The sequence below is a fragment of the Priestia sp. YIM B13490 genome (assembly GCF_042787735.1).
Classification (GTDB): Bacteria; Bacillota; Bacilli; order Bacillales; family Bacillaceae_H; genus Priestia; species Priestia megaterium.
On the sequence record NZ_JBHZOT010000003.1, the window covers coordinates 330107 to 350016 of the forward strand.

Sequence of the window (19910 nt, forward strand, 5' to 3'; positions counted from 1 at the left end):
AGAATGGTTTCGTTTTGCACGTATAGGGGGAATATTTTACTACAATACTTCGCATTTGTTGCTGGTATGATATACATAGTTCATCCATATTTTACATGCTTTTAGTTTTAAAAATTAGTGATCCGTCTTTTCTTTATTTTCGTTCTACACATGAAAGCAAAATAAAAAGATTGAATTGTAGAAAGTTCTTTATAAATGGAAATAAAGAAAAAATATCCTTCAAAGAGTATTTAAGGGATTTTAGAACATATTAAAAATAAAATTTATACACTGTGAGGAATAGCTATGAACATCCACTTTGATACATTAATGAACTTATCAATTAAACATATTTTTGGGCCTGCATCTCAAACGATCAACCATCTGACATATCATTCAAAGCAGGTTCACGACGGATCAGTATTTTTTAGTATAAAAGGTGAAAATGAAGATGGACATCAATATATTAAAGAAGCTATAGCTAGAGGAGCCGTAGCAGTCTTTGGGACAAGCATTGAGGAGCTGCGTCTTTTAAGCACTCAGTATTCTCACTGTACGTTTTTAGCTGTTGACGACGTTCGCAAAGTAATGGCGTCTTTTTCTAAAATGTATTTTGATTATACGGATGAAAAGATTGAGACAATTGGCGTTACAGGTACAAATGGTAAAACAACCGTAGCAGCTTACGTAAGGTCGCTTTTAACTCTTTTAAAATTGCCGACAGGATCGATTGGCACGACCGGCATTTGGTCATCAAAGAAGAAGTTAGTTTATAAAAAAAGTACGCCTACAACACCTGAATCGATAGACTTGCATAAAATTTTTTATGATTTGTATACAAGAGGCGATGAAGCGGCAGTGATGGAAGTATCTTCAATTGCGATTGATCAGCAGCGAGTAGAAAATATTTATTTTGATGTAGCCATTCACACAAATCTTTCAGAAGAGCATTTAGAGTATCATAAAACGTTTGAACACTATAAAAAGTGCAAGATGAAATTATTTCAGCAGGCAAAACATGCCGTTATTAATATAGATGATCAGGACATGGGTAAAGACTTAAGCAGGCTATTTAAAGGACCTAAAGTCACGTATAGCTTATTAAATAATGCGGAGGCCACTCTGCAAGCAAAAAATATTACTGTCAAAGAAGGGGGCTCTTTCTTTGATTTGCTGTATAAAGGACAGTCATACAAAGTAGCAGTGCCTGTATATGGCGATTACAACATTGCTAACGTGCTAGCAGCCATTGGTACAGCTCTTCACTTTGAATACCACATTGAGGATATTATTAGCGTACTTCCTCAATTGGAAAGTCCAGAAGGGCGCTTTCAAGTGATAGAAGGTCCTAATAACCAAAAAGTGATTTTAGACTATGCCCATACGCCTGTTGCCCTTACGCGTCTAATAGAAGAAGTAAAAAAGATGGAGTATAACCAGCTAATTGTCATGATTGCAGGCATTGGCATTCGAGATTTTAATAAAATGCCTAAAATGGCGCGTGTCATTGAAGGAAAAGCTGATGAAATTGTCGTAACTGTTGATCATCCAGGTCATCATGATCCGAACGTAATTGTAGATCAAGTAATGACAGGCTTTTCAAATCCAAGCGCAAGTAATATTCACCGTGCCCCTACTCGAACAGAAGGAGTATTAAAGTCGCTTTCTTTAGGAAAGCTGAATGACATTATTTTACTTACAAGTGGCTGTATTAACGGCGCTCAGCTTGTAAAAGGCAACGAAATTCCGCATTCAGATGAAGAGATTATTGCCTCTTATTATGCATCGTTAAGCAATATTTCTTAATACTCTTCTTCATTTATCGCACGAACGTGGAGAAAGAAATTGAAACAGCATACGAAAGAAGGTCTCTTACTATTTTTAGAGACCTTCTTTTTGCATCAAAACTATAGGCTGTTTTCTCGCTGTGTTTTTGGTTCTTCAATTTTTACATCATGTTCTTTAGCCAGCTTTTTAATAGCTGCATTGTAATCGCGTATGCCTTTTCGTGCCTCATCAAGCATAGCATTTGCCTCAGCAATAAGGTTGCGGTCCTGCTTTTCTAAAGCGCTGACAATTTTAATGAAAGCGTTATACTGGGTATTGGCAGCCTTTATATAGCCTTCATGAACCTTTCGAAGATCGTCGGTTTCTACATTGATGTTTTCCAGTTCATCAACAAATTTACGATAAGTAGGAATGACTTCACTCGTCATCGTATCATACATCACTGCGTCACTTGTGTAGTTAGCGCCTGTAACAGAATCGTATGCGTCAATCGCTTCTTTTTCAAGCTGAGCGGCTTTTTTTAAATCTTGGTTGTTATAGTCGATTAAATCATCTTGAACAGGATCACTAAAGCAGGCGGATAATAAAAACAAAAGAGGGACAAGACAAAATAAAACCTTCTTCAACGAATTTCACCTCCGTTTAACAATGTATGAAATATCTGCTTGGCAAAGTCGGTTTTAATAACTGGAGAAAAAGAAGGGAGTGTATAAAAGGATTTTTAAAGGTCGGCAGTGAATTTATTCATAAGTCGGTTTGTAGTTGACCACCCCTTAGTAGCAGGAAGGAAGAGAAAATGATTAAAATAAAAAGAGACCACTTAACGAACAATGAAGTTATTGAACTAGTAAGTTCTCACCTTCAAGGAATGAACTTACATTCACCCCCTGAAAGTATTCATGCTCTAAATGTTGAAAGCTTAAAACACCGTGATATTACGTTTTGGAGCGTGTGGGAAGACAGCCAGCTAGCAGGATGCGGGGCTATAAAAGAGTTAGATGAGCACCACGGAGAAATTAAATCGATGCGAACAGCCGCAGCTCATTTGCGAAAAGGAATTGCTAGAGAGCTGCTGCAGTACATAATAAATGAAGCGCAAAAACGAGGGTACCGACGCTTAAGCTTAGAAACAGGATCCGCGTCTGCTTTTGAACCGGCTAGAAAGCTGTACGCCAGTTTTGGATTTTACGAGTGCGAACCGTTTTCTACCTACAAAGAAGATCCATACAGTGTATTTATGACAAAGAAATTGAATGATTGATTAAAAGAGGCTGTAACAAAAGTATTTTAGTCAAAGAAGATCCGAACGATGAATCAAGATTCTTGATGAAGAATCCAACTCGTTCGGATTTTTTATGGTGATGGTGAACGTAGGTTTCATATATGTAGTGACTTCTAGCGGTTGATTTAGTTATGTCTCAACCTCTTTGTTTTTTGTTTTGTCATAATTCATATAAAAAGGTATAAACTAGGTTTTTTCACTAGACAAAAAAGATTTTCCTATGTAGTATAAGTGTCAGATAATACAAAACGAATGTTCAGTATAAATAATAAATGTGCGGGGCGGTGGAAATAGCTTGAATAAAAAAAAGCTTCAAAGTGAACAAACCAAAAGAAAAGTGGCAGATGCCGCTAAAGCATTGTTTTCTCAAAAAGGCTATAAAGCTACATCTGTTGAGGAAATTGTAGAAGCTACGGGAAGCAGTAAAGGGAATATTTATTATCACTTTAAAAGTAAAGAAGGGCTTTTTCTCTATTTAATAGACGAATGGGATCTCGAGTGGGAACGAAACTGGAAAGAAAGAGAGTCTCTTTACAAAACAACAAGAGATAAGCTTTTTGGAATTGCGGAGCAAATCATTTTAGATGATTTAAATCATCCTCTTACGAAAGCTGCCGATGAGTTTTTTAACAACGAGGAAAAGGGCAGCGACATCGAAGAGCGAATTGATGAGATGGTGAAACGACACGTGGAGTTTAACCGGGAGCTTTTGCAAAAAGGCATTGATGAAGGAGAGTTTTCTCCTAAAAATGCAGAACAGCTTGCAGTGATTTTAGAAGGGCTGTTTGTTGGAATGAGCCGCATGTCTCGAAAAACGAACACGGAAAATGCCTTGCAGCTATACCATTCAGCAATCGATGTATTTTTAAATGGAATTATAGCAAGGTCTTCTTAAATAATCGGGGATGCTTATTGCGGTAATGAGTAATCCCTCATTATTTTGTATTTTTATAGACCGAACGTTCAGTATTTTTGTAATCAGGAGGTTTATATGTCATTATTGTTAAGAAATCGAGCGGCGATTTTGCTGCTCATGCTAAACATTTTTATTATTTTTACAGGAATCGGTCTCGTTATTCCAATTATGCCAACATATATGACGGAGCTTCATATCAACGGCAGCGTGATGGGCCTCTTAGTAGCGGTGTTTTCACTGACTCAATTTTTGTTTTCACCTTTAGCGGGTCGGTTATCAGATTCGTTAGGGAGAAAGAAAATTATTGTAGCGGGAATGATTGTTTTTGCCTTGTCTGAATGGTTCTTTGGTTCAGTGAGTACACCTCTTTTATTATTTGTATCAAGAATGTTAGGCGGTGTCGGGGCCGCGCTCATTATGCCTGCTGTTATGGCCTATACAGCGGACGTGACGTCTGCTAAAGAACGTGCTAAAGGAATGGGCTATGTGACGGCGGCGATTACAACAGGATTTATTATTGGACCTGGTATCGGCGGCTTTTTAGCTGAATACGGCATGCGTGTACCATTTTATATGGCCGCAGTAGCAGGAGGCTTGGCTGCAGTGATTACGCTTTTGGTTTTGCCAGAGTCTCGTCCTGTACAAAATCATGCTGTTTCAAACAATGAGAATCCAAAAGAAGATCGGCTGCTACTCCAGCTTATGAATTCCTATAAAGAACCTTATTTTCTAAGTTTAATTATTGTTTTTGTGACATCGTTTGGATTATCCAATTATGAAACGATTTTTTCGCTATTTGTTGATCATAAATTTAGCTTTACGCCCAAAGATATTGCGTTTGTTATTACGTTTGGCTCTATTGCGGGGGCCGTAGTGCAGGTTACGATTTTTGGCTGGATTTTAAATAAGTTTGGTGAAAAAAGAGTGATTTCGTTTTGCTTGATGATGACGGGACTTTTTATTTTACTTACGCTGTTTGTGCACACGTACTGGCTTATTATTGTTGTGACATTCATCGTCTTTTTAGCAACAGATATTTTACGTCCGGCAATCAGCACGCAAATGTCGATGATGGCACAAGACGACCAAGGGTATGTAGCCGGACTAAATTCTGCTTATACAAGTCTTGGGAATATTATTGGACCCGTTGTAGCAGGCTTTCTTTTTGATATAAACATTAATTATCCGTACGTATCAGCTGCACTTGTACTGCTGCTTTGTTTTCTTTTATCTTTAAGAGCAGGGAAGGACAGAAAAACAGCTGTGAGAAATCAAGCGGTTCAAGAGAAATAACCATAAGGAAAAAATGATAGAATTCTTAGGGAATTGAAGACCTCGAGTAGCTTACTGGAGGTCTATTGATTATTCTTTTAGGAATGGTGTAAGGTTTAAAGCGCCACTCACCCTATAGAGAAGCTTTATTTTATCGGCAAAACAGTGAAATGGTTGCAAATAAAAAAGGTTAATAGTAAACTTTAAACGTAACAAGAATAGTATGGGAGCTTGCGCGGGGCAGGCTGAGAGTACAGGGACGCCTGTTGACCATTTGAACCTGTTGGATAATGCCAGCGCAGGGAATGTGAGTACATACCAAAGCACTTTGCGCATGCAAGGTGCTTTTTTGTCTTTTTTTTGCAGTGTTAAAACTAAATGAAAAGAGTGAAAAAAACATGGATATTAGTAAAATTTCAGCTCAATTAGAAAAAGTAAGAGATACAAGTCCGCTTGTTCATAATATTACGAATGTTGTGGTAACCAACTTTACAGCAAATGGACTGCTTGCACTAGGAGCTTCACCTGTTATGGCTTATGCGAAGGAAGAAGTGGCTGACATGGCACGAATCGCCGGAGCGCTTGTCTTAAATATGGGTACACTGACGGCTCAAGAAGTAGAAGCGATGAGAATAGCAGGAAAATCAGCAAATGAAAATGGCGTGCCGGTTATTTTCGATCCTGTAGGAGCCGGAGCGACACCGTTTCGTACAGAAGTAGCACGTCAGCTTGTAGAAGAATTAAATATGGCAGTTATTCGTGGTAACGCTGCTGAAGTTGCGAATGTCGTAGGCGAGTCATGGCTCATTAAAGGCGTTGATTCATTAGAAGGGCAAGGAGACGTCATTGAACTTGCTGAAAAAGCAGCGAACAAATTAGATACGGTGATTGTTATCACGGGTAAACAAGATGTAATCACAGATGGAAACAAAACGTATACAGTAGACAACGGTCACCCGTTATTTACGAAAGTGACGGGGACTGGGTGTCTGCTAACATCAATTATAGGAGCTTTCGCTGCTGTAGAAAAAGAATATGTCGAGGCAAGCGTTGCTGCTTTAAGTTTTTACGGAGTGGCAGGTGAAATCGCCGCAGCGAAAAAAGGTGAAGAAGGACCGGGAAGCTTTCAAATTGAGCTGTTAAATCAGCTTCATCTTTTATCTGGGCAGGATATTGAATCATATGCAAGAGTACATCAACGTTAAAAGGAGCCGGAAAATGACAAATGAAGAAATCAAAAAGCTGCTGCAAGTTTATTTTATAATGGGCAGCAATAACTGTAAAAAAGAGCCGAAAGAAGTGTTGAAAGAAGCAATTGAAGGCGGCGTTACCGTGTTTCAATTCCGTGAAAAAGGCGAGGGTGCCTTAACAGGAGAAGCGAAATATCAGCTGGCGAAGGAACTTCAGCAAATTTGTCAGCAGCACAGCGTTCCTTTTGTGGTGAATGATGATCTGGACTTAGCGATCCGCTTACAAGCAGATGGCGTTCATATTGGACAAGAAGATGAAAAAGCTCATATTGTTCGAGAGAAAATAGGAAAAGGAATTGTGGGCGTCTCTGTTCATAATGTACAAGAGCTGCAGCAAGCGATAAAAGACGGGGCGGATTATGTAGGAATGGGACCTGTTTTTCCTACTTCTACAAAAAAAGACGCAAAAGCAGTGCAAGGTACAAAGTTAATTGAAGAAGTGCGAAACCAGAATATTGACTTTCCAATTGTAGGAATCGGCGGGATCACGCCTGAAAATGCCAAACAAGTAGTAGAAGCAGGTGCAGATGGCGTTTCTATTATTACCGCGATTAGCTTAGCAGCGTCTCCAAAAGAAAAAGCAGCTCAATTGAAAGAAGCGGTAAGAAAATAAAAAAAGCGCACAGTGTGCGCTTTTTTATTATAGCTGAACAGTTTGAGGAGTTTCTTCGCCTTCATTCATAAAGCGAATTTCGTTCGGCGTAATTTCAAGAACAACATACTCAGGGTCATTTGGACCGTCAAACCATTCTTTCATGTGATCGTTCCATATACGCCCTTTTAATTGATCACCAGTACGAAGAACAGCTGTACCAGATAATTCTAAGTATTGATCGCCATATCCTTCGCCGCTGTAGCCCAATAGTACGTGCACGTTCGGATTGGCTTCGATTTCCTCTGCCTTATGTGTATTGATATTTGTTGGTGTGTAAAGAGCGATACCATCTTCATCGCTAAAGAATGTCATATAGCGAGAGTGGGGTTTGTTGTTTACAACTGTGGCTAATGTTCCTACACGATTTCCTTCTAATACTTCGTTTACTTTTTTAGCAATTTTTTGTTCATTCATTTTATCCATCTCCTTTATTACTTTTTATGTTCCTCAATCGAAGATAAATAAAACATACATGTCTAAAAAAAATATAAGTTAACAATAAAATAATTATGTAAACTAGTAAAATGAAAAATAAAAAAAGCTAGCTACAGCTAACTAAAAAATAAGCCCGCACTGCCGTAACCCTAAGTGTCTTAAATACCCAGATCTACTAGGTGGGTGCCCTCATAGCTGGGTTTAGCGTCCCAAGAAGGGCGTGCTATCTGCAGCTAAATTTTGAGCTCCCTTTTAACACTCAAAGGTTTAAGACAACATGAGTATACGCACAGCGCAGGTATGTATAACAAATGTAAATAAAATGCCGATATATAAATGTTTTCTAATTAATCAACTTTCATCGTACAAGAAATGATTATAACGGAATAATGAATGGAACGCAAGACTTTTATTTAAAGTTTTTCTTCTCTAACATCTTGGCGGGGAAACAGCAACAAAATAAGAAAAGGGCCCGCAACTGGAATGAAACATAAAAGAAGGTAAGGCCGGGATGCTATCCTTTCTTTTGTCATAACGGAGTAAGAAAGCCACGTTAAAACAAAAAAATCAGCGGTCATCACGCTAACAAGCTGTGACTGCATAAAAGCATCTCCATAAGCTTTTATTGAACCTAAGGATAGCCCGTATGCGTAACCTGCAATCGTGAGCGCTAAGCATAATCCAATCCATAGACGAGAAGAAATGATAGCAATGAAACGTGAAGGAATACGCGAACGTGTTCGAACTTTTTGTCCTTTCCAATGATAATAGAACAAAAGAGAAAAAGCTCCAAGCGCAAATGATAGAAGAGAAAATGGCCATCCAAGCAGTTTGTATGTATCTTTTTTACAGATCATTACCATAAACAATACTGGGAAAAGTCCTAAAAAAGAGAATACTATAACCACGAGCGGATCTACCTGTTGAAAATTTCCTGTGATAAGATTTTTAAACAGCAAATCATTACCGGCGCTTGCTCCTGGAGCTAGCAGCAAGGCGTATAGTACAAGCATAGCCCATACAATGATATACATATTCTCAACTCCTTTTAATTGTTTTAGTGTACAAAAACCATTTCAGTATATTTCCCCGTCTTGTGACGAAGGGAAACGCTTGAAACTCTTCTTTAATTAGGTGTAATATTACACTAAAGAAATGTACGTGTATAGAAAGAAAGGGCTGTGAAAATGAATAAACAAGAAGTAATTAAATCAGTATCGGATAAAATACGATTAATTCGTTTAGAAAGAAACTATTCACAAGACAGAATGGCTGAAGTCATTGGTATTTCTAAAAAAACATTGGTTCAAATTGAAAAAGGGCGCACAGAAGCAGGGTGGACGACCACTGTTGCAGTATGCGGTTTGTTTGGTGACAGTGAAATCCTTCAATCGGTTTTGGGAGACGTTCCTTTAGAAGTAGTAGAAATCATTGCTCATAACGGCGTATCTTCTCCAAAAGATAAAACGCTCGGAGGAAGAGTATGGTGGAAAGAAATTCAAAAAGAAGGCTTTTTTCGTCTGCAGCAAAATATGATTAGTCAGCACTATCGCATTTTAGATGACCAAGACTATCGATGGTTTAGTTCATTTGATAAAAGCGAAGCGGTAAAAAGGTTTGAACAATTAACGAATGAATAAAAAGAGGCCGGGACATAACAAAATCACTGCATATATGAAACCTACGTTCACTCTATCCATAAAAAAATCCGAACGAATTTGATTCTCCATTAAGAGTCTTGATTTATCGTTCGGATTTTTCTTCCACTGCTATACTTTTGTCTCAGCCACTACTGATTCATTAACGTACCTGATGAGGGACGACTGAACCAATTCCATAGCTCTACATCTCCAAGTGACGCATATGTGATCGACGGATCATTCTTTAATTTCAGAAGCTTTTTTGTAGGCCCTGTAATCACAACGCCGTACACACCGACGCCGTGTTTTTTTACATAAGAATATCGCTGCTTTAGCAACAGATCGGAATGGTCCAGCTGACGAACTTTTTGGACCGTTTCTTCATTATCGGCTAATAATTTCATCATATTTAAAACATTCGACTTGCTAGTAGAGTGGGTTTGATTTCCTTTGTGATCGTAAGGTAAGTCTAAAAACTCTGGAAAGCCAAATGTTGATGTTAAGTCAATTAATGGCTCATCTTTTGTGCTTGTTTTTTGTTCGTGCCCTGTATTAAGCGCGTACCAAGAGGTAGAAAAATCACGGCTGTCGATGGCGTTCATTTTTTGCTGAACTTCTTTTAGCGAATACGTATCATCAAAAGAAATAGCCACTTCGCTTACCGTTCCTTTTGGTAGATTTTCTAACGCTTTCCATGTTTCGTTTGTCCATTCCTTATACTCTTTTGCATGCAGCTTTAGTTTTTTGGGATCAGGATAGACAAAAGAAAGGTTGAGGTCGTATTTGCCGCCGGAAAATTCTTTTTCTACACCGCTTGTTTTATCAAACAGCTGATGAAATGTAAACGTCCCAATGGCCTGCTCTTCACGTCCAATTTGCTTATAAGCTTCCATTTGCGACTGCATGCGGAAAAAGGACTGTGTATCAGAAGTGGTTTCACGTATATGAACGTTCGGAAAAGCAGATTCGATAGCCGCTTGATTCACGCTGTTTATGTATTCGGTTTTTGATTGATGATAATATACAATAGATAAAAAGCTGCCGATTATCCATAGCAGAACGACAGAGCCAATGACAGTTGTCACATTTGAAAGGCGCTGCTTCCATTTGGCGATATAAATGGACTTTTTAACTTTTTTATTATCCAACATCGTATCGTCACTTAGTGAAGTAGCTGATGAAGTTGGCGATAACAGTTCATCTTCAGTTAGCAAGTGCTCCAAATGAGCCGAGCATGCTTCACAATTTTCCGTATGTTCTTCAAGTGCTTCTGCTTCTTTGTCTGTCAAAGTGCCGTTTTTATATTTTTCCCATTGATGCTTCATATCTTGACAGCTCATCCGTCCTCTTCCTTTCTTTTTTTCAATTGTTGACGACCACGATACAAGTCCATTTTCACTTTTGACAGAGTATAGCCAGTCATTTCTGCAATCTCTTCATATGTGAAGCCGTGATAATCTCGTAACAGTACAATATTCTGCTTAGCCGGAGGCAAAGCAGATACATCAGAAAGCCAGCCGTCGATTTCACTTTGAATCATCACTTGTTCTTCAGCACTTGGCTGAGGAGTAAAGTGCCATTCTTCTATTTCGACAGTAGGGCGTTTTTTTTCTTTTCGATACCAGTCAATAAAGGCGTGATAAGCAATTTTGAACAGCCAAGGCTTCACTTCTTCGCCTTTATATGTTTCTAAGTGTAAAAGTGCCCGGTAAAAGGTCTCCTGCATTAAATCTTCCGCTGATTCTTTTCTGCGAGTAAGAGAGAGAAGATAGCGCAGCAAATCATGCATGTGCTGTTTATAAATGTGTTCAAAGTTATGCTGTTGTGCCATTTTCTCCCCCTTTCATTTAATCAACGCAATTTGTGGATAAAAGTTTCGGTTTTTTTATCAAAAATCGTATGTAATAGATAAAAGATGCTTAAAATACGATATATAGCTTATCATACTAAAAAGAAAACCATATGAAATTCGACATAATTCCATGTAATTTGTCATTTTTTTAAAAAACTAAAGGGTAATTGGTGTTCGAAGGAAACAGAAAATGTTATGATAGAACAAGGATGTGCTCTTACAAAAAACAGCTACATACATAATAAAAAATACAGCGTTTGTTTGCAAAATAAAAATGGACAAACACATGGTGTTTAACCATGGATGTTTGTGGGAAAATAAACTAAGTATTTTCAACAAAAAGTAAATTAAATTGTGTTTTCACTTATAAAAAACACGGTAAATTGGAAAAGGTGGGGTCATGATGGACGTAGAAAATACACAAGGTACAGAAGAACAAGCACCTAAAGTCAAAGCAGCTAAAGTTGGCGATACCATTCAGCCAAAAAAAGGCGACTATAAAGGATTTAAAGGAATTGTTATGGTAGTGCGAGACAATTCGGTTATCGTAGATTTTGGGAAAGATGCTGAAACGGGCGAATCCATGAAAACAGTCGTTAATCATAAAAACTATAAAATCGTAAAAAAGTAGGTGAATAACCTACTTTTTTTTACTGAATATATGTTTAAAGACTGCGGTTTTTCTATCGGAAACCTTAGAGAAAAGCGTAGGTAAAGCAATTCTTTGAGAAGAAGAATGTTTTTTAGTAAACTATAGAAAGTATGCAGAAAGAAAGGATTTTTGTTATGTCAATTCAACTATCACAATTATCATTACCACAAGAGGTTCTTTCGCTTTTAGCGAATCGTAAATATGAAAACTTGTCCGATGCTGATCAGCTATTAATTGGAAAAGGCGGCTATACAGCAGAAGAAGCAGATATTTTAGAAGATGCTATTATTGCCTTGTCACTAGGGAAAAACGTACTTTTAAAAGGACCAACAGGTTCAGGTAAAACAAAGCTTGCTGAAACGCTGTCGCATTTATTTTCTCAGCCGATGCATAGCGTTAACTGCTCGGTTGACTTAGATGCAGAAGCGCTGCTTGGTTTTAAAACAATTGCTGAACAAGAAGGGAAAACAGGTATTGAGTTTGTGGAAGGACCTGTTATTCAGGCAATGAAAAAAGGGCATTTATTATATATTGATGAAATTAACATGGCTAAACCTGAAACACTTCCTATTTTAAATGGGGTTCTTGATTACCGAAAAATGATTACGAACCCATTCACTGGAGATGTAGTACGCGGTCAGCAAACGTTCGGCGTAGTAGCGGCTATTAATGAGGGGTATGTTGGTACCGTTCCATTAAACGAAGCGTTAAAAAATCGTTTTGTTGTTATTGAAGTGCCGTATATTCAAGGAGGCAGCTTAAAGCAAGTTCTGATGTCTCAGTCTCAGTTAAAAGACGAAAAATTAATTGATAAATTTGTCACGCTCTCTGCGGATTTAATTACTCAAGTTCAAAGCGGCCATGTATCAGAAGAAGCTGCGTCTATTCGTGCGCTTATCGATACGTGTGATTTAGCTCTTTATATGCCGCCTCTTCGCGCGATTAGACGCGGTATTATTGAAAAGCTAGAAGATGAAAGGGAAAAAGCCGCCATTCAAAATATTGCTGAAACATTATTTGAGTAAGGAGTGGCGCTATGCGATTTATTAAATTTAACGACAAAAATGTAGATTCCTTTCTCTATATGGAGCTGGCAGATTTAACGAAAACATTAACAAAAAATGATGAAATTGAAGTAGAGTATCGCGTTTCTTCTTATTATGATCCTGTACACGGCATTATTTACCTCAGTCACTTTTGGGATAACCGTCCAGAAGAAGACAAAGTGTACGGCTTAAAAAGTGATGTATTTTTAAGAAGTATTGGAAGCTATAAGCATTCAAACTTCAAAGAAATTAATGCATATTTAAAGAAAATAAATAAAACCTCGGTACCTGGCTTAGCTAAGCAGCTGTTTATGCTGTTTGAAGATATTCGTTTAGAAGAAGTATGCAAACGCGAACGCCCTGGAACGAAAAAAGCCTTCGCCGTCAGAAGACAGCTCTATAGAAAATATTTTGCTACACAAATGAGCGCAAATCTAACAAAAAGCGTGTATACGGATGCACTTTTTAACGGCATCTACTTGCTATTGACGGCTGAAAATCCATTTGAAGAAATTCCTTCAATGAGTGAATCGATTAATTTAGCGATGCCTTTTATCCGCAGACAGCTAACAAATGTATATGAAGCTAAAACAACAAAAGATGTATCGCGCATCTGTCTTGAACTTGTAGATGTCTTTGATGATATTGTTGAAAAAGATATGCTTAATACTTATTTCTTCTTGGCTGAACTTCAGTATGATCAGTTAGAAGAAGGGTTAACATTTGAAGATCTAAAACGCAAAGATTCATTAGTGAACGATGATATTTTAGAGCATGAAAAAGACGGAGATGAAGACATTCACGAAGAGAAAATGGAAATGTGGCATCGAGAGACAAGCGAAGCGACGCAAAGTTTTCTACAGTTTGATATGGATCAAGGCTCAAAAACAGACATGCTAGGCGATGGTGTTCGTGAAGGCGACGATGGAGATCAAGCAATGGGCATGGTGCAAGGGTCTTCTCAAAAAACATCGCGGAACGATTATTCTCAAATCGAAGCCATGGAGCAAACGCATCCGGAAAAAGACGGGGAAGCGGATTATGAGTATGGGAAAGAAAATAAGCATGCCTATGCTGTTTTTATAGATTCTAAACTTCCGAACGACGATCACGTTGTTCAGTATGATGAGAATAAGAAAATTATTGCATCGTATCAAAAGAAATTAAAGCAAATGATTGAAAAAACGCTTGAACATAAAAAAACGCTTCCTAGAAGCGAGCTGCACTTTGGCCGATTAAATAAAAAGCTTCTAAAACTATGGACAGACGACAATCCTCGTTTGTTTTATAAAAAAGATGAAGATTCTGCGCAAATTGATGCCGTCTTTTCTCTTTTAGTTGACTGTTCCGCATCAATGTACGACAAAATGGATGAAACGAAGCTTGGGATTACGCTATTTCATGAAGCGTTAAAATCTGTTATGGTGCCTCATCAAATTGTAGGGTTTTGGGAAGATACAAATGATGCCACCGAAACGAGCCAGCCTAACTACCTGCAGACAGTTATGGACTTTCAAGCATCGTTAAAGCGTAAAAGCGGTCCTGAAATTATGCAGCTTGAGCCTGAAGAAGACAACCGTGATGGATTTGCCATTCGCCATATGACACGCCGCTTGCTTCAGCGTTCTGAACAGCAGAAGTTTTTACTTGTGTTTTCAGACGGTGAACCAGCCGCTATGGGATATGAACAAAATGGTATTGTAGATACGCACGAAGCGGTATTAGAAGCACGCAAGCACGGAATTGAAGTCATCAACGTCTTTTTATCCAACGGGGAAATTGATGAAGGACAAAAGAAAACCATTCAAAATATGTACGGGAAATATAGTATTCTAGTACCAAACATCGAAGAACTTCCCGATGTGCTATTTCCTTTACTCAAGAAATTACTTCATAAAAGCATTTAAAAAAGTCGAAGCATATTGCTTCGACTTTTTTTGCTATTGACCGTTAAAGAAGAGCGAGGTAAGTTAAATATATATGAAAAAGAGAGAAGGAATGGCAAGTGGAAGGAGTTCAAACGTCATCTAGAAGAGCATGGGGGCTGCTGCTTGTAATCATTGGCGCCACAATGTGGGGAGTATCTGGCACGGTCGCTCAATATTTATTTCAGCATAAAAGTTTTAACGCAGAGTGGCTGGTTGTCGTTCGTATGTTAGTATCCGGATTGCTGCTTTTGGCAATAGCCTCTAAGCAGCGCAATATTTTTGCAATTTGGAAAACAAAAGAAGAGAGGACTTCGCTGCTTTTGTTTGGTGTAATCGGTATGCTCGGCGTGCAGTATACATATTTTGCAGCTATTGAAGCAGGAAACGCTGCTACAGCTACAGTGCTTCAATATACGTCGCCAATATTTATTATTGGCTATTTAGCTGTGCAAGCAAGAAAGTGGCCGGTGAAAGTAGAAATGATTTCTGTTGTGCTCGTCATAACGGGGACCTTTTTTCTTGCAACAAGCGGGAATTTTAACGAGCTGTCTATTACAGGATGGGCGTTGTTTTGGGGAATTGGGGCAGCTGTGACGTCTGCTTTTTATACGCTTCAGCCTAAGCGTCTTCTTACGAAATGGAGCTCAATTGAAGTAGTAGGCTGGGGAATGGTGATAGGCGGCGTAAGTTTTTCATTTATTCACCCGCCGTGGCATATAGCAGGTGAATGGTCGCTATTGTCGCTGTGTGCGGTGTTATTTGTAATCATATTCGGAACGCTCATTGCATTTTATTGCTATTTGGAAAGCTTGAAGCATATTAGCGCTTCTGAAGCCATTGTTCTTGCGTCAGCAGAGCCTTTATCAGCAGCGGCGCTCTCTGTTCTATGGCTTCATGTGACCTTTGGATGGACGGAGTGGTTAGGTACGATTCTTATTATCGCTACGGTATTTTTACTTTCTCAGCGAAAGCCAGAGGTGACGTCATAAGTAAAAAGGACTTTCAAATGAAAGTCCTTCTTGTTTTTATAGAGGTTTTAGCGTAAACGTGTTTGTATACGAGCGGTTAGCATATAGTGTGTAATCAGGATGTGTTTTAGCTTGCCAGCTATCGTCTCCGCCAACGCCCATTTGCTTGTAGTTAACCCGCACGGTTACTGAATCGCTTGCCGGCAATTTGTAAAAATGATCGTAAGCCTCCAGTTCAAAAGGTGAGTAAGGTAAAGCATTCAGCTCGACTGTTGGCAAACCTTTTATCAAAAAGCCGCGTCCTTGATCGTTTGTAATAGTGGCCCATCGAACGTCCGTTTTATTTCCGCATTCTTGAGGGCGTAAATACGGTGTGACTTGCTCTTTTACACTGCCTTTATGAAGGGCCAGCTTAGCGCCAGTTTTACGATCCCAATAATTTTCATGAGGTCCTTTTCCGTACCATGTTAAAGAATCAAAAGTCGCATTCATCGTAAACAGCATGCCGATTTCTGGAATTTCAGGCATTGTCTCAGAAGGTGCTAAAGATTGTTCAATTTTCATTTCACCATCGTTATATAGCGTATACGTTACATAGCAAGAAGCAAGAGAGTTGTCTAAAGCTAGTTCAACCGAAATGATAACAAAGTCAATTTGCGGCTGAACACTTATTTTTTGCACATGCTGCTCTAAGCTTGCTTGACGCCACGTTTGACATCTTTCATGCAGTTTATTCCCGAGGTCATTATCGGTTACTGCACGCCAAAAATTTGGACGGAAACCCGACGCAAGCAGCTCGGTGTGCTCGTAGTTGTAAGAAATAAACTGTCCTTTTCGCTTATCAAAAATGGCCGTGAAGTTAGTTCCTGTAACCGTAAGCGTTTGTTCATTTTGGTTAACGGTTAAAGCAGGATGAGCAGCTTTTACTGAAGGCACAGCGGTTTTGGCAGGCAGTACAAACTGTTCGTACGCCACTTCATATCCAGCTGAAGCCCAGGCTGTATCTTTAGACAATCTGAGAGAAAGAGTTAAAACAAATTCGTCAGCTTCATTTTCTTGCTCACAAAGAGGATAAGAAAGCGTCAGTTCGTCTGTACCATCAGGAGCTACATTTAAAAGAGACGCATGCTTTTCAACGAGTTCACCGTTTTTTTCAACAGTCCAAACAAAATCATAGGCGTTCAAGTTTGTAAACAAGTGTTTGTTTTGAACGGCAAACTTTCCTTTTGCAGTGTCGACTGCTGTCCACTTTACGGGCTGATAGCATTTTTTTACTTCTGCAATTTTGGGGCTAGCTGTCCCATCAGCAAAGATTAAGCCGTTTCCACAGAAGTTGCCATCGTTAGGAGTATCACCAAAATCTCCCCCGTAAGCTAAGTAAGAAGTACCGTCTTCTGCTGTTGCTTGAAGGGCTTGATCTTTCCAGTCCCATATAAAACCGCCTTGTAAGATCGGATATTGATCGAACAGCTCCCAGTATTTGTACAGATTCCCGCATGAATTACCCATTGCATGACTGTATTCACATAAGATGTAAGGTTTTTTCGGATTCATTAATGCATAGCGCTCTACATCTGCTGGCTTAACGTACATCGTGCTTTCTATATCTGAAGCATCATAGTCGCGATGATGGAAGATTCCTTCATAATGAACAAGTCTCGTGGAATCTTTTTCTTTAAAAAAGGTATACATATGCTGAAAGTTTTCTCCGCCAAATGATTCGTTTCCAAGCGACCAAATAATGATAGAAGGGTGGTTTTTGTCACGTTCGTACATGGAACGACATCGATCCAATACGTTTTCTTTCCATTCTGGCTTGCTTCCTGGAACGGCTTTTTGCTCACCTTCTTGTAAATAAGTCCACGTTCCGTGCGTTTCTAAATTGGTTTCATCAATAACGTACAGCCCGTATTCATCACATAGTTCATACCATACTGAATCGTTAGGATAATGGGATGTACGCACCGCGTTAATATTATGCTGTTTCATCAGCGAAATGTCGTGAAGCATGTCTTCGCGCGTGATGCCTGCCCGGCCTTTTACTGAATCAAATTCGTGGCGATTCACTCCTCGAAGTACAATACGTTTGCCGTTGATTGTCATAAGACCGTTCTTTAGTTCAAACGTACGGAAGCCGACTTTACAGCTTTCTGTTTCGATAATAGAACCAGCAGAATTCTTTAAGCTGAGTACAAACGTATACAAATTAGGACTTTCTGCGCTCCATTTTGCAGGGCTTTTAATGTGTGTACGCAAGGAGACTGTACGTTGATCGCTCACACTTAAATTTGTTTGCAGCGGAGCTTGTAGTACTTCTTGGCCATTGGCGTCATACAGCATGGCTTCAAATGTTAGACCTTGAGTATCGTGCTCAAAGTAATTTAAAATATCAGCTGAAACGATAAGTTCACCATCTTCGTAGTTGTTATCAAGCGACGAACGAACGCTAAAGTCATAGATGTGAACCGGTGGAGTAGAATAGAGATACACATCTCGGAAGATGCCGCTCATTCGCCAAAAATCTTGGTCTTCAAGCCAGCTTGCATCACTCCAGCGATATACTTCTACTGCTATCGTATTTTCACCTTCTTGAAGGTAAGAAGTTATATCAAATTCAGCTGGAGTAAAGCTGTCTTCGCTGTAACCAACAAACTCACCGTTAATCCATACGTAAAAAGCAGATTCGACGCCTTGGAAGCTGACGTACACCGGCTGATCTTTCCATTCTGATTTAGATGTAAAAGTACGGATGTACTGACCGACAGGGTTATATTTAGTCGGTGCAAAAGGAGGTTCGAGCTCTTCATTTTCAACCCAAGGGTATGTCACGTTTGTATATTGAGGATAGTCATATCCTTGCAGCTGCCAGTGTGAAGGAACTGAAATAGAGTCCCATTTCTCATATGAAAACTCAGGTGCGAAAAAGTTTTTGACGCGGCCATCTGCATTTTCAGCAAAATGAAAATACCAGCTGCCATTTAAGCTTTGATAGTAAACAGAAGATTTTCTATCATTTTTCAAGGCCTCTTCGACCGTTTGATAAGGCATAAGTAAAGCGTGTGCTTTTGAACGGTTCAATTGAAAAATTTCAGGGTTGTTATTCCATTCAGGGTATCCGTTTGCAGGTGCTGTATAATGAAATTTCTTGCCGGTTTTTAACACGTCGATCCCTCATTTCTAAAGTACTAGGTTATTAGTTTATATGAAAATGATAACGTTTTCTGAAAACCTTATCAATCTAATTATTTTCATGATAATATAACTATATTCACATAAAAAGGGGGAAGTAATGTGGACCGTATGTACTTTCCGGCTCTTTCAGATGAAGATATGAAACTGCCATTCTATGTTACAAGCGCTGGAAGCTGGAGACACCAAACGCATATTAAGCGTCAGGGAGAGTTTCCTGATTATCAATGGATTCAATGCCTAAAAGGAAGAGGCGAGCTTCGTGTAAACGACGAGGTTTATATTATAAAAGAAAATGAAGGGATGTTTCTGACGCCGCACGTTCCGCACGAATACTATCCCGTTACGAGCGAATGGCAAGTATGCTGGGTTTCTTTTAACGGAAGTGTGATTGATGATATCATGCTTTCTCTTCAATTTATTAATTCGGGAAAAATCGTCCTTACAAATCCTGAAAGTCTTTACAGGATGCTTCAAGAACTAATGGATCGGTTAGAAGAAAATCATACCTCTAGCACCATGCAGTGCTCTGAACTACTATACAGCGTCATTTTAAAACTTCGCCAAGACAGCGTATATATAGAAAGTAAAAGTCGTCTGCAGCAAATTACTCAGCTAAACCCAGTCCTTCGTTATATCGAGGAATATTATCATCAGCCGTTAACGCTAGAAGTACTGGCGCAGCAGCTCAACGTAACGGAGCAGTATACGTGTTTGCTTTTTCAACAATCTCTTGGCATCCGGCCATTTGAATACGTAACGCGCGTGCGGATTCAAAAAGCAAAGAAACTGTTGCTTAAAAACAACCAAATCTCTGTACAAGATATAGCAAGACAAGTAGGGTATGAACATCCAAGCTACTTTATCAAGCGTTTCAAAGAACAGGAAAACGTTACGCCAACTATTTTTCGAAAAATGTATTTTTCATAAGCTACATATATCGGGGTTTATCTAGGTCATAAGACATGATGTGTATGCTGGTTATTTCGTATGAGTTTTAAAAAAGAAATTAAATGTAGTTTTAAGTGAAAACGGGGAGGAAAAGTAGAGAGAAGAAA

18 protein-coding genes, 1 other RNA gene and 1 riboswitch are annotated in these 19910 nt (G+C 38.9%); of the genes, 12 read left to right on the plus strand and 7 right to left on the minus strand.

What is annotated here, in order from left to right; all coding sequences use genetic code 11:
• Positions 1-285 precede the first annotated feature (285 nt).
• Positions 286-1785 carry a UDP-N-acetylmuramoyl-L-alanyl-D-glutamate--2,6-diaminopimelate ligase gene (locus ACFX4R_RS11570; RefSeq protein ID WP_377569603.1) on the plus strand — a complete coding sequence of 500 codons (1500 nt, stop codon included), beginning with the start codon at positions 286-288 and terminating at the stop codon, positions 1783-1785.
• Positions 1786-1886: 101 nt separating this feature from the next.
• Here ACFX4R_RS11570 and ACFX4R_RS11575 read toward each other — a convergent pair whose 3' ends face one another.
• Positions 1887-2393: a hypothetical protein gene (locus ACFX4R_RS11575; RefSeq protein ID WP_377569605.1), complete on the minus strand. Its 507-nt coding sequence runs from the start codon at positions 2391-2393 to the stop codon at positions 1887-1889.
• Positions 2394-2563: 170 nt separating this feature from the next.
• Between ACFX4R_RS11575 and ACFX4R_RS11580 the strand changes: the two genes are divergently transcribed.
• The 5 genes from ACFX4R_RS11580 to thiE all read left to right on the plus strand — a co-directional run bounded on the left by ACFX4R_RS11580 (position 2564) and on the right by thiE (position 7100).
• Positions 2564-3028: a GNAT family N-acetyltransferase gene (locus ACFX4R_RS11580; RefSeq protein ID WP_035335654.1), complete on the plus strand. Its 465-nt coding sequence runs from the start codon at positions 2564-2566 to the stop codon at positions 3026-3028.
• Positions 3029-3344: 316 nt separating this feature from the next.
• A complete protein-coding gene (locus tag ACFX4R_RS11585; RefSeq protein ID WP_162214149.1) occupies positions 3345-3944 on the plus strand; it encodes a TetR/AcrR family transcriptional regulator in 600 nt (199 codons plus the stop codon).
• 96 nt (positions 3945-4040) lie between these two features.
• Positions 4041-5258: an MFS transporter gene (locus tag ACFX4R_RS11590; RefSeq protein WP_162214150.1), complete on the plus strand. Its 1218-nt coding sequence runs from the start codon at positions 4041-4043 to the stop codon at positions 5256-5258.
• 192 nt (positions 5259-5450) lie between these two features.
• Positions 5451-5559, plus strand: a riboswitch (TPP riboswitch).
• A 76-nt stretch (positions 5560-5635) separates the two neighbouring features.
• Entirely contained in the window at positions 5636-6442 is an 807-nt protein-coding gene (gene thiM, locus ACFX4R_RS11595) for a hydroxyethylthiazole kinase (RefSeq protein WP_043982183.1), read from the plus strand.
• Between the two features lie 13 nt (positions 6443-6455).
• A complete protein-coding gene (gene thiE, locus ACFX4R_RS11600) occupies positions 6456-7100 on the plus strand; it encodes a thiamine phosphate synthase (protein ID WP_377569608.1) in 645 nt (214 codons plus the stop codon).
• 27 nt (positions 7101-7127) lie between these two features.
• Here thiE and ACFX4R_RS11605 read toward each other — a convergent pair whose 3' ends face one another.
• The 3 genes from ACFX4R_RS11605 to ACFX4R_RS11615 form a co-directional block, all read right to left on the minus strand.
• Positions 7128-7556, minus strand: a complete 429-nt coding sequence (locus tag ACFX4R_RS11605; RefSeq protein WP_013082985.1) for a pyridoxamine 5'-phosphate oxidase family protein — start codon at positions 7554-7556, stop codon at positions 7128-7130.
• Positions 7557-7703: 147 nt separating this feature from the next.
• Positions 7704-7881: non-coding RNA, 6S RNA (gene ssrS, locus ACFX4R_RS11610), on the minus strand.
• A 109-nt stretch (positions 7882-7990) separates the two neighbouring features.
• On the minus strand, positions 7991-8611 hold the full coding sequence (locus ACFX4R_RS11615; RefSeq protein ID WP_043982185.1) for a hypothetical protein: 621 nt from the start codon (positions 8609-8611) through the stop codon (positions 7991-7993).
• Between the two features lie 153 nt (positions 8612-8764).
• On the opposite strand from ACFX4R_RS11615, the gene ACFX4R_RS11620 reads away from it, so the two are divergent.
• Positions 8765-9217 carry a helix-turn-helix transcriptional regulator gene (locus ACFX4R_RS11620; RefSeq protein ID WP_176521229.1) on the plus strand — a complete coding sequence of 151 codons (453 nt, stop codon included), beginning with the start codon at positions 8765-8767 and terminating at the stop codon, positions 9215-9217.
• A gap of 149 nt (positions 9218-9366) precedes the next feature.
• Here ACFX4R_RS11620 and ACFX4R_RS11625 read toward each other — a convergent pair whose 3' ends face one another.
• Together ACFX4R_RS11625 and ACFX4R_RS11630 are read right to left on the minus strand one after the other, a co-directional pair.
• Positions 9367-10557 carry an anti-sigma factor gene (locus tag ACFX4R_RS11625; RefSeq protein ID WP_043982187.1) on the minus strand — a complete coding sequence of 397 codons (1191 nt, stop codon included), beginning with the start codon at positions 10555-10557 and terminating at the stop codon, positions 9367-9369.
• Positions 10554-11048 carry an RNA polymerase sigma factor gene (locus tag ACFX4R_RS11630; RefSeq protein ID WP_016763958.1) on the minus strand — a complete coding sequence of 165 codons (495 nt, stop codon included), beginning with the start codon at positions 11046-11048 and terminating at the stop codon, positions 10554-10556. The genes ACFX4R_RS11625 and ACFX4R_RS11630 overlap by 4 nt, the downstream gene beginning before the upstream one ends.
• Before the next feature lie 421 nt (positions 11049-11469).
• Between ACFX4R_RS11630 and ACFX4R_RS11635 the strand changes: the two genes are divergently transcribed.
• The 4 genes from ACFX4R_RS11635 to ACFX4R_RS11650 all read left to right on the plus strand — a co-directional run bounded on the left by ACFX4R_RS11635 (position 11470) and on the right by ACFX4R_RS11650 (position 15684).
• Positions 11470-11700 carry a YkvS family protein gene (locus tag ACFX4R_RS11635; RefSeq protein WP_013056869.1) on the plus strand — a complete coding sequence of 77 codons (231 nt, stop codon included), beginning with the start codon at positions 11470-11472 and terminating at the stop codon, positions 11698-11700.
• A 131-nt stretch (positions 11701-11831) separates the two neighbouring features.
• Positions 11832-12746, plus strand: coding sequence for an AAA family ATPase (locus tag ACFX4R_RS11640; RefSeq protein ID WP_043982189.1), 915 nt, complete (start codon positions 11832-11834; stop codon positions 12744-12746).
• An 11-nt stretch (positions 12747-12757) separates the two neighbouring features.
• Positions 12758-14674 (plus strand): vWA domain-containing protein, encoded by a 1917-nt coding sequence (locus tag ACFX4R_RS11645; protein ID WP_043982191.1) that lies wholly within the window; start codon positions 12758-12760, stop codon positions 14672-14674.
• A gap of 98 nt (positions 14675-14772) precedes the next feature.
• Entirely contained in the window at positions 14773-15684 is a 912-nt protein-coding gene (locus tag ACFX4R_RS11650) for an EamA family transporter (RefSeq protein ID WP_377569610.1), read from the plus strand.
• 36 nt (positions 15685-15720) lie between these two features.
• On the opposite strand, the gene lacZ is transcribed toward ACFX4R_RS11650, so the two are convergent.
• Complete coding sequence (gene lacZ / locus ACFX4R_RS11655) at positions 15721-18825, minus strand: beta-galactosidase, LacZ type (protein ID WP_377569612.1); 3105 nt, start codon at positions 18823-18825, stop codon at positions 15721-15723.
• A gap of 138 nt (positions 18826-18963) precedes the next feature.
• Between lacZ and ACFX4R_RS11660 the strand changes: the two genes are divergently transcribed.
• Positions 18964-19782: an AraC family transcriptional regulator gene (locus tag ACFX4R_RS11660; RefSeq protein ID WP_237075032.1), complete on the plus strand. Its 819-nt coding sequence runs from the start codon at positions 18964-18966 to the stop codon at positions 19780-19782.
• Positions 19783-19910 lie beyond the last annotated feature (128 nt).